The sequence below is a fragment of the Streptomyces sp. NPDC059874 genome (genome assembly GCF_042731135.1).
Lineage (GTDB): Bacteria > Actinomycetota > Actinomycetes > Streptomycetales > Streptomycetaceae > Streptomyces.
This window is the reverse complement of the sequence record NZ_JBHWJY010000013.1, coordinates 113,723-128,462: the sequence shown is the minus strand read 5'-3', so window position 1 is coordinate 128,462 and position 14,740 is coordinate 113,723. Positions and strand designations below refer to the sequence as shown.

Annotated in this window: 13 protein-coding genes; 5 read left to right on the top strand and 8 right to left on the bottom strand. The window is 70.7% G+C overall.

The window, feature by feature from the left end:
* Positions 1-455 precede the first annotated feature (455 nt).
* The 4 genes from ACFV9H_RS10785 to ACFV9H_RS10770 all read right to left on the bottom strand — a co-directional run bounded on the left by ACFV9H_RS10785 (position 456) and on the right by ACFV9H_RS10770 (position 4,558).
* Complete coding sequence (locus tag ACFV9H_RS10785; protein ID WP_385396187.1) at positions 456-920, bottom strand: ATP-binding protein; 465 nt, start codon at positions 918-920, stop codon at positions 456-458.
* A 352-nt stretch (positions 921-1,272) separates the two neighbouring features.
* Complete coding sequence (locus ACFV9H_RS10780; protein WP_385396185.1) at positions 1,273-2,184, bottom strand: acyl-CoA dehydrogenase family protein; 912 nt, start codon at positions 2,182-2,184, stop codon at positions 1,273-1,275.
* Between the two features lie 5 nt (positions 2,185-2,189).
* Positions 2,190-3,344 (bottom strand): acyl-CoA dehydrogenase, encoded by a 1,155-nt coding sequence (locus ACFV9H_RS10775; protein WP_385396183.1) that lies wholly within the window; start codon positions 3,342-3,344, stop codon positions 2,190-2,192.
* Positions 3,344-4,558 (bottom strand): amidohydrolase family protein, encoded by a 1,215-nt coding sequence (locus tag ACFV9H_RS10770; RefSeq protein ID WP_385396181.1) that lies wholly within the window; start codon positions 4,556-4,558, stop codon positions 3,344-3,346. Before ACFV9H_RS10770 ends, ACFV9H_RS10775 begins: the two co-directional genes overlap by 1 nt.
* 148 nt (positions 4,559-4,706) lie before the next feature.
* Here ACFV9H_RS10770 and ACFV9H_RS10765 point away from each other — a divergent pair, with 148 nt between their 5' ends.
* Positions 4,707-6,278, top strand: coding sequence for an AMP-binding protein (locus tag ACFV9H_RS10765; RefSeq protein ID WP_385396179.1), 1,572 nt, complete (start codon positions 4,707-4,709; stop codon positions 6,276-6,278).
* 57 nt (positions 6,279-6,335) lie between these two features.
* On the opposite strand, the gene ACFV9H_RS10760 is transcribed toward ACFV9H_RS10765, so the two are convergent.
* Together ACFV9H_RS10760 and ACFV9H_RS10755 are read right to left on the bottom strand one after the other, a co-directional pair.
* On the bottom strand, positions 6,336-7,583 hold the full coding sequence (locus ACFV9H_RS10760; protein ID WP_385396177.1) for a maleylpyruvate isomerase N-terminal domain-containing protein: 1,248 nt from the start codon (positions 7,581-7,583) through the stop codon (positions 6,336-6,338).
* The gene (locus tag ACFV9H_RS10755) at positions 7,580-8,161 is read right to left on the bottom strand and encodes a sigma-70 family RNA polymerase sigma factor (protein ID WP_385396175.1); all 582 of its coding nucleotides are present in this window, start codon (positions 8,159-8,161) and stop codon (positions 7,580-7,582) included. The genes ACFV9H_RS10760 and ACFV9H_RS10755 overlap by 4 nt, the downstream gene beginning before the upstream one ends.
* Before the next feature lie 312 nt (positions 8,162-8,473).
* Here ACFV9H_RS10755 and ACFV9H_RS10750 point away from each other — a divergent pair, with 312 nt between their 5' ends.
* Positions 8,474-8,992 carry an EF-hand domain-containing protein gene (locus ACFV9H_RS10750; protein ID WP_385396173.1) on the top strand — a complete coding sequence of 173 codons (519 nt, stop codon included), beginning with the start codon at positions 8,474-8,476 and terminating at the stop codon, positions 8,990-8,992.
* Positions 8,993-9,348: 356 nt separating this feature from the next.
* Here ACFV9H_RS10750 and purU read toward each other — a convergent pair whose 3' ends face one another.
* On the bottom strand, positions 9,349-10,275 hold the full coding sequence (gene purU, locus ACFV9H_RS10745) for a formyltetrahydrofolate deformylase (RefSeq protein ID WP_385396171.1): 927 nt from the start codon (positions 10,273-10,275) through the stop codon (positions 9,349-9,351).
* A 14-nt stretch (positions 10,276-10,289) separates the two neighbouring features.
* Positions 10,290-10,736 carry a hypothetical protein gene (locus tag ACFV9H_RS10740; protein WP_385396197.1) on the bottom strand — a complete coding sequence of 149 codons (447 nt, stop codon included), beginning with the start codon at positions 10,734-10,736 and terminating at the stop codon, positions 10,290-10,292.
* A gap of 196 nt (positions 10,737-10,932) precedes the next feature.
* Between ACFV9H_RS10740 and ACFV9H_RS10735 the strand changes: the two genes are divergently transcribed.
* The 3 genes from ACFV9H_RS10735 to ACFV9H_RS10725 all read left to right on the top strand — a co-directional run bounded on the left by ACFV9H_RS10735 (position 10,933) and on the right by ACFV9H_RS10725 (position 14,739).
* A complete protein-coding gene (locus tag ACFV9H_RS10735) occupies positions 10,933-12,234 on the top strand; it encodes an ABC transporter substrate-binding protein (RefSeq protein WP_385396169.1) in 1,302 nt (433 codons plus the stop codon).
* 500 nt (positions 12,235-12,734) lie between these two features.
* Complete coding sequence (locus tag ACFV9H_RS10730; RefSeq protein WP_385396167.1) at positions 12,735-14,171, top strand: hypothetical protein; 1,437 nt, start codon at positions 12,735-12,737, stop codon at positions 14,169-14,171.
* Positions 14,125-14,739, top strand: a complete 615-nt coding sequence (locus ACFV9H_RS10725; RefSeq protein ID WP_385396165.1) for a hypothetical protein — start codon at positions 14,125-14,127, stop codon at positions 14,737-14,739. The genes ACFV9H_RS10730 and ACFV9H_RS10725 overlap by 47 nt, the downstream gene beginning before the upstream one ends.
* Position 14,740 lies beyond the last annotated feature (1 nt).

The following is a 14,740-nucleotide window of genomic DNA, read 5'->3' as shown; positions in this document are numbered from 1 at the left end:
GGCACTGGAGGGATGCCGCCCGGCTCGCCGTTCGCGACGTCACTGCACGCGGAGGGCCGACCAAGAGAGGATCACGCAGCGGGCGCCACCTGGTTCCGGAACTAGCGAGCCGAAGTCGCCCGCCCTTGCGGTTGACGGCTGGATCCACCAGAACCTTCATCTCCCGTCTTGCGGGGCGGTCCGCTACGACCGATGCAACCATTGGTTCCCCTTCGACTGGGGCGGGCTGGATATGCCGCTCTCGGAAGATTCGCCGCAGTTCATCCACCAGTAGGAACCACCGGCTGCCGCCCCGGAGGTACTGCGGGTGGCGGCGGCGCGCGTGCACGCCCCGAGCGCGGCACGGCAGCCGCCACCCCGCGACCCGCACTCGTCAAGGCAGGCCCTTGGCGTCCCCTCGCGTCGAATCGCTCCACACCAGGGTGATCAAGATGTGACAGATCGTCAATATCTCGTTAGAGGTACACGTGAGGTTCCCTGATGGAGGGGTGAATTTCCGAGGGACCGCTCGTGGACCCGTCCGACGCCGACTTCTCCGCGCGGTCGACCTCGCACCAGATCCGCTTGCCCGCGCCCTCGCGCTGCCAGCCCCAGCGGTCCGCCAGGCCGTCCACCAGCTCCAGGCCGCGGCCGTTGGTGTCCTCGCCGCCCGCCTGCCGCCGCGCCGGGCAGCGGTCGCTCGCGTCCGCGACCTCGACCCGTACTCCCGGTCCCCCGAACAGCATCCGCAGCACGGCCGGACAGCCCGTGTGCACGACCGCGTTCGTGACCAGCTCGGAGATCAGCAGGATCAGCGTCTCGGCGAGCGGCTCGTCATCCCCTATGCCCGACCCCGCCAGCCGCGACCTCGCCCATCGGCGGGCCCGGCCGACCTCGGCGGGGTCCGGTCCTACCTCCAGCTGAACCTGAAGCACCTGCACCGCTCACACCATCCGAACCGGCGGACACTTCGCCTCGCGACAGGGTGGGATCACCCAGCGTGATCCCCTTGCCGAGCAGCATGGTTGACATACAGTCACCACAACAAGCGCTTCGGGCATATTCCCGCGCGATGGAGTGGGTGTGGTGCATACTGTGCGGCGCCCGCGCCGCTCAACCGCTCGCATCGTGGGAGCGTACCGGAGCAGGCCTGCGAGTCCGGGCCGTAAGCGGGTGGGCGAAGGACACAAACCGATATCAACTCTCTGTAATCGGACATGCGTCCCCCGCCGTCCCGCCCGTGCCCCACCCGTGCCTCATCCGAGCCTCACCCGTGCCGATGGTGACAGCCGGCTACCGGGTGGGGGAGGACGTGGAGGACCGCAGCAGTTCCTCCGCCAGGCCTTCCTCCGCCTCCGTCGCCGTCCGCCACTGCTCCGCCCGCACCCACGCCCGCTTCAGGTGCAGGTGCACGTCCGCCTCCCACGTGAAGCCCATCCCGCCGTGGACCTGGAGGCAGTCGCGGGCGCCCAGCACCGCCGCCTCGTCCGCGAGGAGTTTCGCGGCCGCGATCTCGCCCGGATCGGACGTGACCGCCGCCGCGTAGACCGCCGTACGGGCCACCTCCGCCCGCACCAGCATCCGCGCGCACAGGTGCTTCACCGCCTGGAACGCCCCGATCGGCTGCCCGAACTGCTCGCGCTCCCCCGCGTACCGCACCGCCAGCTCCACCGTCCGCAGCGCGCTGCCGGCCTGGAGCGCCGCCGTGAGGAGTGCCCCCTCCGGGGCGTACGAGGACACGTCCGCGTACGAGGGGACCCGGTGCAGCGGTGTCAGCGGGTCCGCCGAGCGGACGGGTGAGCCGGCGGGCAGTTCGGCGGCGCCCAGCAGCGCATCCGCCTCCCCCAGGTACGTGACCAGGCCGTCGCCCAGGTCGCAGGCGGTGACCACCGCCGTGCCCTCCGCCGCCCCCGGGACCACCCCGGCCGCCAGGTGCGTGGCCACGAGCGGCCCCGGCAGCAGCACCCGCCCGGCCTCCTCGAATACCAGGACCGCCTCCGCGAGTCCGAGGCCGACGCCCCCGGCGGATTCGGGGAGGCGCAGCGCGAAGAAGCCCGCCGCGCCCAGCTCCCGCCACAGCCCCCGGTCCACCACGACACCCGTGTCCACCGAAGCGCGCAGCGCCTCGCGCCCGTACCGTCCCTCCAACAGCTCCCGTACGCCCGCCCGCAGTTCGCGCTGGTCCTCGGTCGGCTGGAAGTCCATGCCCCTCACCGGCCCTTCGGGAGGCCGAGGATCCGCTCGGCGACGATGTTCTGCTGGATCTGCGAGGTGCCGGCCGCGATCGTGTAGGAGAGCGAGGAGAGCCGGTCCAGGGTCCACTCCTCCTCCAGGGACAGGGCCAAGGGCCCCTGCACCTCCGCCGCCACCTCGTACAGCTCCTGCCGCGCGTGCGAGTACGCCAGCTTGAACACGGAGCCGCCGATCCCGGGGACCCCGCCGGCTCGCTGCGCCTCGCTCACGTTCCACTGCGTGAGCCGCCACAGCGCGCCGAACTCCCCGTACAGCCGTCCCAGCCTGCGCCGCAGCACCGGGTCGTCCCAGCGGCCGTTCGCCTTGGCCGTGCGGGCCAGCTCGCCCAGGGTGCGGCGGCAGGCGACGACCTCGCCGACGAAGGCGGTGCCCCGCTCGAAGGACAGCGTGACCATGGTGACCCGCCAGCCGTCGTTCTCCGCGCCGACGCGATTGGCGACCGGGACGCGTACCTCGTCGAGGAACACCTCCGCGAACTCCGTCGACCCGGCGAGCGTGCGCAGCGGCCGCACCGTCACCCCCGGCGCGTCCATCGGCATGGCCAGCCAGGAGATCCCCCGGTGCTTCGGCGCCGTCGGGTCGGTCCGCACGAGCAGCTCGCACCAGTCGGCGACCTCCGCGTGCGAGGTCCAGATCTTAGACCCGGTGATCACGTAATCGTCGCCGTCGCGGACCGCCCGCGTGCGCAGCGAGGCCAGGTCGGAGCCCGCGTCCGGCTCGCTGAAGCCCTGGCACCACACCTCGTCGCCGCGCAGCACGGGCGGCAGCCAGCACGCCCGCTGTTCCGCCGTGCCCTCGGCGGCGATGGTCGGGCCGGCGTGCAGCAGCCCGACGAAGTTCGCGCCGACGTACGGGGCTCCCGCTCGCTCGGTCTCCTCCAGGAAGATCAGGTGCTGGGTCGGGGTGGCCCCGCGCCCGCCGGCGTCCACCGGCCAGTGGAGCCCCGCGTACCCGGCCTCGTACAGCCTGCGCTGCCAGCCGAGGTCGTACGCGCGCCGGCCCGGCCAGTCGTCGGGGGACGGCTTGGCGGGCAGCTCGGGCAGCACCTTGCCGAGCCATTGGCGCAGCCGCGCCCGGAAGTCCTGCTCCTCCTCCGTGTAGGTCAGGTCCACTACTCGGCCCGCTCCCGGTCCTTGTCGAGGTCGAGGTCGAGCATGCGGATGGCGTTGCCGCGCATCAGCTTGTAGATCGTCTCGTCGTCCAACCCCTTCACGTGGTCGAGCGCGACCTCCTTGGTGTGCGGGAAGGTCGAGTCCACGTGCGGGTAGTCGGTCTCGAAGGTGGCGTTGTCGCGCCCCACCACGTCGAGCGAGGCGATGCCGTGCTTGTCGCGGAAGAAGCAGCAGTACATCTGCCTGTAGTAGTACGTGGACGGGGGCTCGGGGATCAGGTCCCTGACCCCACCCCAGGCGCGGTGCTCCTGCCAGACGTCGTCCGCGCGCTCCAGGGCGTACGGGATCCAGCCCATCTGCCCTTCGCTGTACGCGAGCTTCAGCGTCGGGAACTTCACCAGTACCCCGCTGAAGAGGAAGTCCATCATCGAGGCCATCGCGTTGTTGAAGCTGAGCGAGGCCTGCACGGCGGGCGGCGCGTCGGGGGAGGCGGCGGGCATCTGGGAGCTGGAGCCGATGTGCATGTTGACCACCGTGCCGGTCTCCTGGCAGACGGCGAAGAAGGGGTCCCAGTAGCCGGAGTGGATGGACGGCAGCCCGAGGTACGTCGGGATCTCGGAGAAGGTCACGGCCCGCACCCCGCGGGCGGCGTTGCGCCGGATCTCCGCGACCGCGAGGTCGATGTCCCACAGCGGGATGATGCAGAGCGGGATCAGCCGGCCGCCGCTGTCGCCGCACCACTCCTCGACCATCCAGTCGTTGTAGGCGCGCACGCAGGCGAGCGCGACCTCCTTGTCGTGGGCCTCTGCGAAGGTCTGTCCGCAGAAGCGCGGGAAGGTCGGGAAGCACAGCGAGGCCTCCACGTGGTTGAGGTCCATGTCGGCGAGCCGCGCCTTGGGGTCCCAGCAGCCGCGCCGCATCTCCTCCCGCGTGATCCCCTCCAGCGTCATGTCGTCGCGGTCGAAGCCGACGGCGGCGATGTTGCGCTTGTACGGGAACTTCAGGTCCTCGTAGATCCACCAGTCGGTCGGCGGGCCGTCGGGGTCCATGGAGATCACGTACTTGCCGCCGGTGTACTCCAGCTCGCCGATGCCGGCGGTGAGCGCCTTGGGCCCGCGGTCGCGGTACTTCGCCGGCAGCCAGACGTCGAAGAGGTGGGCGGGTTCGATCACGTGGTCGTCGACGCTGATGATCCGCGGCAGTTCCAGTCCCATTGGCCGTCTCCCCATTCCCGTACACGCATCCCATCAATCTGATGGATCGTCAGAAACAAGCTAGCCCCGCCACCCCTGGACCGACAAGCGTCAGCGCTCTACGCTCTGCGCTTGATCTGACTATCCGTCAGCTATGGGGAGGTCTGGGATGACGGACGCGGACGCACAGACGACCACGGCCACCGCGACGGAGCTGAGCCGCTCCGCCACCCTCTGGGAGCTGATCGCCCGCCGGGCCGCGCTGACCCCGGACACCACCGTCCTCATCGAGGCCGCCGAGGACCCCGCCGACGACCGCACGCTCACCTTCGGCGAGCTCCGCGACCGCGCCGAACGCGTCGCCGCCGGCCTGTACGACATGGGCGTACGCCGCGGCACCGTCGTCGCCTGGCAGCTCCCCACCCGCATCGAGACGGTGCTGCTCTCGGTCGCCCTCGCCCGGCTCGGCGCCGTCCAGTCCCCCGTCATCCCCTTCTACCGGGACCGCGAGGTCGGCTTCGCGCTGCGCGAATCCAAGGCCGAGTTCTTCGCCGTCCCCGGCACCTGGCGGGGGTACGACCACACCGCGATGGCCGCCCGCCTCGGCGCGCGGGGCGTCTTCGAGGCGTACGCGACCCTCCCCGACGGCGACCCTTCCGTACTCCCCCCGCCGCCCGCCTCGGGCACGGACGTCCGCTGGATCTACTGGACCTCCGGTACGACCTCCGACCCCAAGGGCGTACTGCACACCGACCGCTCCTTGATCGCCGGTGGCTCCTGCCTCGCGCACGCCCTGCACCTGTCCCCGGACGACGTCGGCTCGATGGCCTTCCCCTTCGCGCACATCGCCGGCCCCGACTACACGGTCATGCTGCTGCTCTACGGCTTCCCGGCCGTCCTCTTCGAGAAGTTCGCGATGCCCGACGCCCTGGACGGCTACCGCCGTCACGGGGTCACGGTCGCCGGCGGCTCCACCGCCTTCTACTCGATGTTCCTCACCGAACAACGCAAAGCGCCCTCCACCCCCCTCATCCCCACCCTCCGCCTCCTCGCGGGCGGCGGCGCCCCCAAACCGCCGGAGATCTACCACGCCGTCGTGCGCGAGCTGGGCTGCCAACTCACCCACGGCTACGGCATGACCGAGGTCCCGATGATCACGATGGGCTCCCCGGACGACACCGCCGAAAACCTCGCCACCACCGAGGGCCGTCCCCCGGAGGGCATGTCCATCCGCATCACCACCCCGGACGGCACCTCACTCTCCCCGAACACGGACGGAGAGGTCCGCCTGCGCGGCGAAGCGGTCTGCCAGGGCTATCTGAACGGCGACCACGCCGCAGAGGTCTTCGACCAGGACGGCTACCTCATCACGGGCGACCTGGGCCATCTCACCGAAGACGGCTACCTGGTCCTCACCGGCCGCAGCAAGGACGTCATCATCCGCAAGGGCGAGAACATCTCGGCGAAGGAGATCGAGGACCTCCTCCACCAACTCCCCGCCGTCGCCGACGTGGCGGTCATCGGCCTCCCGGACCCCGTCCGCGGCGAACGCGTCTGCGCGGTGGTGGAACAACCCCCGGGCGCCGCCCCGTTGACCCTCCCCCAGCTGACGGCGTACCTCCGCGCGCAGGGCCTGTCGACCCACAAGCTCCCGGAACAACTGGAACTCCTGGACTCCCTGCCGCGCAACGAGGCCTTGCGCAAGGTGCTGAAGTACAAACTGCGCGAGCGGTACGCCTGATCGTGCGGCGGCCGGGCGGTACGGGTTCACGCGCGCGCGTGAGTCCGTACCGCCCCCCTACAACCGGCTCAGCGAGGCCGCCGCGAACAGGACGTCGCGGATGGCCTCTCGGTCGCCGTGTTGGCCCACCGCCGCCTCCTCCGGGGAGATGTGGCCGGCGGCCAGCTGGCAGAACTCCATGCCGTCCAGGGCGATCTCCGCCACCGTGTGCTCCGCCGACGGCTTCGCGCCCGGTGAGTCCAGGGCGATGTCCCAGCCGCCCCCGCCCGCGCCCTCGATCTCCAGGTGCAGCGTCCGGCCCGGGGCGCCCGCCGCGACCAGGCCGCGCGCCGGGGCCGCCAGGCCCGCGCGGCGGCGCTGCGCCAGGGCCGCGGGGAGCAGGCGTGCCGCCAGGTCGATCATGCGGTGCAGGTGCGGCCCGGACGGCGGCTCGTACGGGTAGTCCACCGCCTCCGCGATGTCCCACGCGTGCACCCAGCACTCGAAGGCCCGCTCCAGGAACGCGTCCCCGAGGGGCAGCGCGAAGGGCCCGTAGTCCACGGACAGTTCCGCCACGCCCCGGCCCGCGAAGGACACCGTGCGCACCAGCGTGTGCCCCTGGTCCCGCCACGGCTCGCGGACCTGCCGCGTGGTCGGGTACGCCGACGCGTTCCAGAAGTGTTCCGTGCGTGCGGCCGGGTCGCCCGTCGGTGCGCCGGGGCCGAGCGGATCGTCCAGGCCGAGGGCGCCCGCGATCAGCCCGTCGTCCGTCATCAGGTGTCCGATCACCCCCGCCACCGTGGTCCGCCGGGTACGCCGGCGCTCCTCCTCGAACCACTTCAGCCGTACCGGGGTGTGCCATTCCGAGTCCCCGAAGTCCTGGAGCAGCGCGTCGAGCCGCGCGGTCTCGGTGTCGTACGGGCTCGCCCACACCGGCACGGGGATGCGGGCCGGCCGCTTGCCCAGGCAGTCCTCCAACACCCGTGAGCGCAGCAGCGGCTTGAGGTCGAGGTTCTCCTCCGGGTGCAGCAGCCCGACGGCGTCGCGCAGCCGCAGCGCCTCGTCCGCGCAGGGCGCGCACTCGGTGAGGTGGTCCTCGACGGCCTGCGTCTCCTCCGAGGAGCACGCGGCCAGTGCCCACGCGCCGAGCAGGGACTTCAGCACGGCGTGCGAGGGCGGCGGCTGCGGCAGGGGCTCGGGCGCGTGCCGCGGGTCCAGGTCGTCGGCGGCGCCGCGGGGTCCCGGTATCCGCGTCCCGCCGCCGGGCCGCTCGTGTCCTTCGTGTTCCTCGTACCCGTCGTCGGGCGATTCGGCGGGGCCGTTCATCGAGTCGTTCCACATTCGCTCGGGCCGTATCCGGACGGCCGGGCCGTGTCCTCCCGCGGGAGGGCATTGGCGGTCGACAGCAGTTGGAGGCCGAGCCGCAGCCGGCGGCGTGCCTCGTCCTCGCTGATCTGGAGGTCGGCGGCGGCCTGCCGGTAGTCGCGCCGCTTGAAGTAGGCGAGTTCGAGCGCGGCGCGCAGCGGTGCGGGCATGGAGGTCACGATGTAGTCCGCGCGGGCGGCGGCGTTGGCACTGCGCACCTTCTGCTCCAGTTCCTCCCGCGAACCCCGGCCCAGTTCGGCCTGGCGCAGTCTGGCCACCGCCTGCCCCTGGGTGATCCTGGCGACCCAGGACCGCATGGAGCCCTGCTTGGGGTCGTAGGCGTCCGGGTTCTCCCAGATGTAGCCGAACACCTCGCGGGTGATCCGGTCCGCCGCCTTCTCGTCGCCCAGCACCCGGTGCGCCAGGCTGTGCACGAGCGAGGCGAAGCGGTCGTACAGCTCCCCGAGCGCGGCGGCCTCGCCGCGTGCGAGACGCTGCTGCATGCGGCGGTCCCAGCGCGGTGGTACGTCCTTCGGCATAAGTGCCCCCAGCCGTGGCCTGGCCGTGTGTCGACCCGTCGAATGTAGTGGGCACGGAGCGGTTCGCGCCCGTTTTGGGAGAACCTCGCCCTGGAAGGATGCCCTCCGTGATAGAGCCGTGGCCGCGCGTGAACGGTGGTGCGGGCTGCGACACATGGGCACAGGTGTACGCGCCCCACCGCGCTCCCCGTGCGCGGGTTCGACGCCGCCACCTCCTTGACCACTTCGCTTAACGCGCAGGCCACGTAGGCCTTACGCTCCTGTCCTGTCTCGATCTGAACCCACCGCACACGTGAAGGCGGAACGCCGAATATGGACAGCGCAGAATACGAGCGCAAGATCGCCGCCCGATTCGCCACCTTCGACCAGGACGGGTCCGGCTATATCGACCGGGAGGACTTCAGCGCTGCCGCGAAGGCCGTCCTGGCCGAATTCGGTACCACCGCCCGGTCGGACAGGGGCCAGGCCGTCTTCGCGGGCGCCGAGGCGTTCTGGCAGGGGATGGCCGGCATCGCGGACGTCGACGGGGACCAGCGGGTGTCCCGCGAGGAGTTCATCACCGGGGCGGCGAAGCGGCTGCGGGACAACCCGCAACGGTTCGCGGAGATCGCGCGGCCGTTCCTGCGCGCGGTGATCGCGGTGGCGGACGAGGACGGCGGCGGCGCGACCACTGCGGCCACGGCGCGGGTCCTGCGGGTGCTCGGCACGGCGCCGGAGGTCGCCACGCAGGTGGCGACGGCGCTGGACGGGGACGGCGACGGGCGCATCACGGAGGACGAGATCCTGGCGGCCTTCGCGGGCTACTGCGGGGTGGAGGCCCCCGACGCGTAACGCCTGCGGCGCGCTCGGCCGGGTGAGGCGGTGTCCCCTGCCGGGGCTTCGTGCGCGGGGCGGTGCCGGGGGCTGCGCGGGGCCGAGGTCGCGGGGCCCTGCGGACCGGCTGCCGGGGCTCCGCCCCGGACCCCGCTCCTCAAACGCCGGAGGGGCTGATTCTGCCCGGCGGAACCGGGCAGGCCCGTCAGGGGCCATCCCCAGCAGCCCGGCCCGGGCTGATTCTGCCCGGCGGAACCGGACAGGCCCGTCAGGGGCCATCCCAGCCCCGCCGGCGTTTGAGGCGCGGGGGCTGGGGCGGAGCCCCAGCAGCCCGGCCCGCAGGGGCCGGCCGTCGCCGAACGCCCGGCCGGGGCTTACGCGAAGACCACCGTGCGGGAGCCGTTCAGCAGGACGCGGTGTTCGCTGTGCCACTTCACCGCGCGGGCGAGCGCCTGGCATTCCACGTCGCGGCCGATCGCGACCAGCTGGTCCGGGGTCACCTCGTGGCCCACGCGCTCGACCTCCTGCTCGATGATCGGCCCCTCGTCGAGGTCGGCCGTCACGTAGTGCGCGGTCGCGCCGATCAGCTTCACGCCCCGGGCGTGCGCCTGGTGGTACGGCTTCGCGCCCTTGAAGCTCGGCAGGAACGAGTGGTGGATGTTGATGATCCGGCCGCTCAGTTCCTTGCACAGGGTGTCCGAGAGGACCTGCATGTAGCGGGCGAGCACCACCAGCTGGACGTTCTCGGCGCGCACGAGTTCCAGCAGTTCGGCCTCCGCCGCCGCCTTCGTGTCCTTCGTCACCGGGATGTGCACGAACGGTACGTCGTAAGAGCCCACCAGCTCCGCGAAGTCCGTGTGGTTGGAGACCACGGCCGCGATCTCGATCGGCAGGGCCCCGATCCGCGTGCGGAACAGCAGGTCGTTCAGGCAGTGGCCGAACTTCGACACCATCAGGATGATCCGCATGCGCTCGTCGGCGCGGTGGATCTCCCAGTCCATCTTGAACGAGTCGCCGATCGCGGCGAAGCTCGCGCGCAGCTTGTCGACCGTCACCTCGGGCTCGGCCTCGAAGTGCACCCGCATGAAGAAGAGCCCGGTCTCCCGGTCTCCGAACTGCTGGCTGTCCACGATGTTGCAGCCGGTCATGAACAGGTAGCTCGACACGGCGTGCACGATGCCCTGTTTGTCGGGGCAGGACACGGTCAGAACGTACTGGGGCAGGGGCTCGGGCTGGATGCGGGCCGGTGCCTTGGCCTCGACCTCGGCCTCGACCTGGGGTTCGGTGTGCGGATCGCTCATGACCGCAGAGCCTTTCACACCGTGCGCGTGAGGATCTTCAGTATCTCCATCGATGTCGGCCGCACGTCCGGGTCGTCCCCGTCCGCCGTGGCCAGCCGTACGTGGGCCTCGCGCGCGGCGCGCACGGCCTCGGGCCAGGCGTGGTGTTCCAGGTAGGCGGAGACGGGGGCGTCGGGGCCGACCTGGTGCATGATCCGGAGCACGCGCAGCACGGCGAGGTCGACCAGGGTCGCCTCCTGCGAGTCGCGGAAGATCGTGCCGACGTACTTCTCCGCGGACCAGCTGTCGAGCCAGGTGTCCTCGACGAGCCGGTACACGGCGTCGGTGACGTCCCCGTACCCGTCTTCGCCGGCCAGCCAGGTGTCCTCGTGGAAGGCCGGATCGGAAAGCATGTGAAGCGCCGAGCGCACGTTGCAGCGCCAGCGCCACCACGGCATGTCGTTGAGGGGCATGCCGCCCATGGTGGAGGAGCGGCCGCCTCGGCGGGAAGAGTTCTTCGGACCTTGGGCGAATGTCACGCTTTCGATCGTACGTTCCCGTTGGGTGCGATCTTGAAGCGCCCATGGGGGACGACACCCCTGTAATTCACCTCGGCGTCACCCGATGTTGTGTCCATCTCACTCCTCAGTTACCCCCGGGGCGGAATGGTGCATGGACATGACCATTTCGCAACGCGCTGCATCCTTCACCCGCACCGTTGTGGCCACGGCGATGGGTGCGTGTCTCATCGCCGGATGCGGGGCGCTCCCCGGGGGCTCGGGGGGCTCCGGGGACACCATCACCGTCATGACCTTCGCACCGGAGGACACCAAGGCGACCAACATGCCCGGAATGACCGGCATGGCCAAGGCGTACGAGCGCTGGGTCAACGCCAAGGGGGGCATCAACGGCCGCAAGCTCCGCGTCCTGACCTGCAACGAGAAGAACACGGCCAACGGCGCCGCCGACTGCGCCCGCAAGGCCGTCCGGGAGAAGGCCGTCGCCGTCGTCGGCTCCTACAGCCAGCACGGACGCGCCTTCATGGCCCCGCTGGAGGTGGAGGGCATCCCCTTCATCGGCGGATACGGAATCTCCTCCGAGGAGTTCCAGTCCACCCTCTCCTACCCCGTCAACGGCGGCCAGCCCGTCCTCATCGCCGGCGCCGGACACCAGCTCGGCCGCGCCTGCGAGAAGGTCGCCCTCGTCCGCCCCGACACCCTCGTCGGCGACACCCTGCCGGTGCTGCTCAACGCCGGGCTGCGGGCCAACCGGATGGCCGACGCCTCCGACATCCGGGCCGCGGAGGATTCGGCCGACTTCGTGCCGCAGGCACGCGAGGCCCTCGCGCACACCACCGGAGGCGGTGGGGCCAAGGACAAGGACAAGGACAAGAACAACGGTTGCGTGACCGCGGTGCTCGGAGAGCGCACCGAGACCTTCTTCGACGCCTTCCGCCGTACCGACCCCCAGCGCAAGAAGCCGCAGATCTCCTCGGTCCTGGGCAGCGTCAGCCAGTCCCTGGTCGACCGTACCGGCGGCAAGGAGAGCCCCTTCGAGGGCGCGTACATCACCAGCTGGTACCCGGTGGCCGCCGATCCCCTCTGGGACCCGATGCGGAAGGTGATCGCCGACTACGCCTTCGGCGACGACACCGTCGAGGCCGAGGACAGCGGGGCGCAGACCACCTGGATCGCGTACACCGTTCTCAGCGAGATCATCAAGGGCTTCAAGGAGGACGACTCCATCAACGCCCGCAAGGTCGCCCGCGCGCTGAACCAGGCGCAGGGCGTCAAGACCGGCGGCCTCACCCCCGACCTGAGCTGGCGCTACGAGGACATGCGCGCCGTCTCCGGCTTCCCCCGCATCGTCAACGGCCGGGTCACCTTCCAGATCGTCCAGTCCGGCCGCCTCGTGGCACAGCCGGGCGAGCAGACCCTGGACATGACCTCGACCCTGGAACAGGCTCCCCGCGCGGCGTAGCGGGGCGGTTGTCGAGCACAGCGAGGTGCAGTTGATCACGTCGCCCCGCCTACGGTGCTGGCGTAGAACACGGTAGTCATTGAGGCGGGCGATGCCGTGTTCGGCCCGTGCCCGCCTCTTGGCGAACAGCTTCATTGCCGGGCCTGGCGTCGCCGACCGCGATGACGCACCCGTCGCCGGTGCGGAAGGCGAACCGGACGTTGACGCTTCAGCGGTAGCTCTTGAAGTACTCGGTCGCCGTCGTCCTCAACGGAAATGAGCGTGCCGTCCACGGCCCACAGGTCGAGCGGCCAGTGCGGCCGCCTAGATCGGGGCGGGGAAGTCGTCGCGGCTGCTGTTGAGGTTGGAGACGTCCTGGACGGTCACCTTGAGCCGTTTGACGCCTGCCGGACGTCTGCATATCCGGGAATCACGGCTGTCATGAATCTCATTCTGCTTCACTTGTCATAGCTGAAACTCATCACGCACCGTGTTGTAGGTCAGCTCATGCGTGACGGGAGGTGACGGCGATACAGGCTGCCCAAGCGCGGAAGTTCCGGGGGAAGAACAAGGCCCCGAAGTGGACCAAACCCGACGAGGGCATGGTGTCGGTGATGGTGCTACCGCTGGCCGTAACCGACCCCGTCGACCTCGCCCGGCTGGAAAAGCTGTTCGGCGCGATGTGGTCGATCAAGCGGGCCATCCAGCGGGACGCCCGCGCCATGGTCGATGCCTACTGGGCCGCGTACAACGAGCGGGAAGAGCAGGGGGCGAAGGCCGTGCGGCAGCGGCTCGGCATCTCCCGTGAAGCGTTGGAGCGCTGTGCCTACAAGCACCTCGAAGACTCGGGGCATTTGAAACACCACGTCTCCAAGGCCTTGGCCATGCACATGGCCGACGAGGTGTGGAACGGCGTGCAGCGGCACCTGTTCCCCGACGCGACCGGGCGCCGGTCCGGCCGGCCGAAAGTCGGCAACTGGCATGATTTCACCCGTATTCCGGGCCGCGCACGCTCCCACATCACCGCCAACAAGTGGGAGACCTTCCGCCTGGTCGGCACCCTGACCGGCCACGCCATGGCCTACACCGACAGCGGTCGGCACGCGCTTATGCAGCCCCGGCGGATGCCGAAGCCGACCGTTCCCGAGGGCCGCGTGCCGACGGGAAAGGTGATGGCCTCGGGCAAGCCCGGCATGCGCAGGGCGAACTGGTGGGACCACACCGGCCCCCTCGCTGTCGTATTCGCGGGTGGTCCCGAGGGCGGCCGGGGTGACCTCGTTCTCCCGGTGCGTATCCCGCAGCAGCCGGGCCAGTGGGCGCGGGTGCAGCACTTCCTGTCGAACCCGCTGGCCTGGCACAAGGTGGACCTTGTGCGCCGCCGGAAGGCGTCCGCGGCGGGTGGCTGGGTGTATGAGGCGCACCTGATGGTGCTCGGCCCCGGCTACGCCGCACCCTCGGTGCGGGCCATGCGCGACCGTGCCCTCCAGCTCGGCCGTGTCGGCGGAGTGGACGGCAATGTCTCCAACCTTTCCGTCGTCTCCTTCCCCGCCGACCTCACCAGCGGCAAGCCCGTCTCCACCGAGGTCACGCTCAGAGCAGAGGCTGTTGGAAACGCAGGAGAAGAAGCGGCAGGGCCGTTCGCGGGCGTTGGAACGCTCCCGCCGGGCGACGAACACCGCCCAGTACGGACTGTCGAAGAAGCAGGCCAAGCGCGCCGCCAGGCGGGAAGCCAAGGGCCTCACACCCAAGACCGTGACGGTGCCCGGCGGTGCCCGCGCCACCCGGTCCGATGGCGTCCCGAAGCAGGCGTTCCGACGCGACCGTCTCTCCGCCAACTACCGAGAGCAGCGCGCCCGCCAAACCGAACACGCCGCCTCGGTCGCCGAGCACCGCCGCCACCGCGCCCGCTCGGTGGCCCGCGAGATCATCGCCACCCACGGCCCCGTGCTCGTGGTTGAGGACTGCGACGTCCGCACCTGGTACCGCCTGTGGGGCAAGCGCCTGTCCCAGACCACGCCCGGCACGCTGATCTCCGCCCTCAGGGTGGAATGCAACGCGGCGGGAGGCCGGCTGGTCCGGGCCTCCACCTGGTCGACAGCCCTGTCACAGCACTGCCTCTGTGGTGAGCGCGTCTCCAAGACGCTGCGGGACCGTGAACACAAGTGCATCGCCTGCGGCCTGGTCGGCAAGCGCGATCTCGTGACCGCCGCCCTCGCCGCGTTCGTCCGCTTCACCGACGTGGACGACCCCAAGACCGCGTACCTGGACACCACCGCATCCCAGAACGCCCAGATCACCTATGCCCAAGCGCTGGAAGAAGCGCTGCGGGAGTCAACCACACCGAGCCCGAAACCGCCCCGGCGGCCGGGACGCGTGGCAGTCCCACGACAACGCCGTGAGACCTCTGCTCCCCGAACCGCCGGACAACGGAACCCAGCAACCCCGGATGAGACACGCCCCACGCGTGACCACGCCGGAAAGCCCGGTCACCGCCCCGGCCGCAGTCCGCAACTCACCCTTTGGTGAC

Excerpts from the sequence above, each read along its gene's own strand:
- ACFV9H_RS10780 (WP_385396185.1), bottom strand. The coding sequence starts at position 2,184 with ATGGACTTCCAGCCGACCGAGGACCAGCGCGAACTGCGGGCGGGCGTA.
- ACFV9H_RS10770 (WP_385396181.1), bottom strand. The coding sequence starts at position 4,558 with ATGGGACTGGAACTGCCGCGGATCATCAGCGTCGACGACCACGTGATC.
- ACFV9H_RS10765 (WP_385396179.1), top strand. The coding sequence starts at position 4,707 with ATGACGGACGCGGACGCACAGACGACCACGGCCACCGCGACGGAGCTG.
- ACFV9H_RS10760 (WP_385396177.1), bottom strand. The coding sequence starts at position 7,583 with ATGAACGGCCCCGCCGAATCGCCCGACGACGGGTACGAGGAACACGAA.
- ACFV9H_RS10755 (WP_385396175.1), bottom strand. The coding sequence starts at position 8,161 with ATGCCGAAGGACGTACCACCGCGCTGGGACCGCCGCATGCAGCAGCGT.
- ACFV9H_RS10750 (WP_385396173.1), top strand. The coding sequence starts at position 8,474 with ATGGACAGCGCAGAATACGAGCGCAAGATCGCCGCCCGATTCGCCACC.
- purU (WP_385396171.1), bottom strand. The coding sequence starts at position 10,275 with ATGAGCGATCCGCACACCGAACCCCAGGTCGAGGCCGAGGTCGAGGCC.
- ACFV9H_RS10740 (WP_385396197.1), bottom strand. The coding sequence starts at position 10,736 with ATGGGCGGCATGCCCCTCAACGACATGCCGTGGTGGCGCTGGCGCTGC.
- ACFV9H_RS10735 (WP_385396169.1), top strand. The coding sequence starts at position 10,933 with ATGACCATTTCGCAACGCGCTGCATCCTTCACCCGCACCGTTGTGGCC.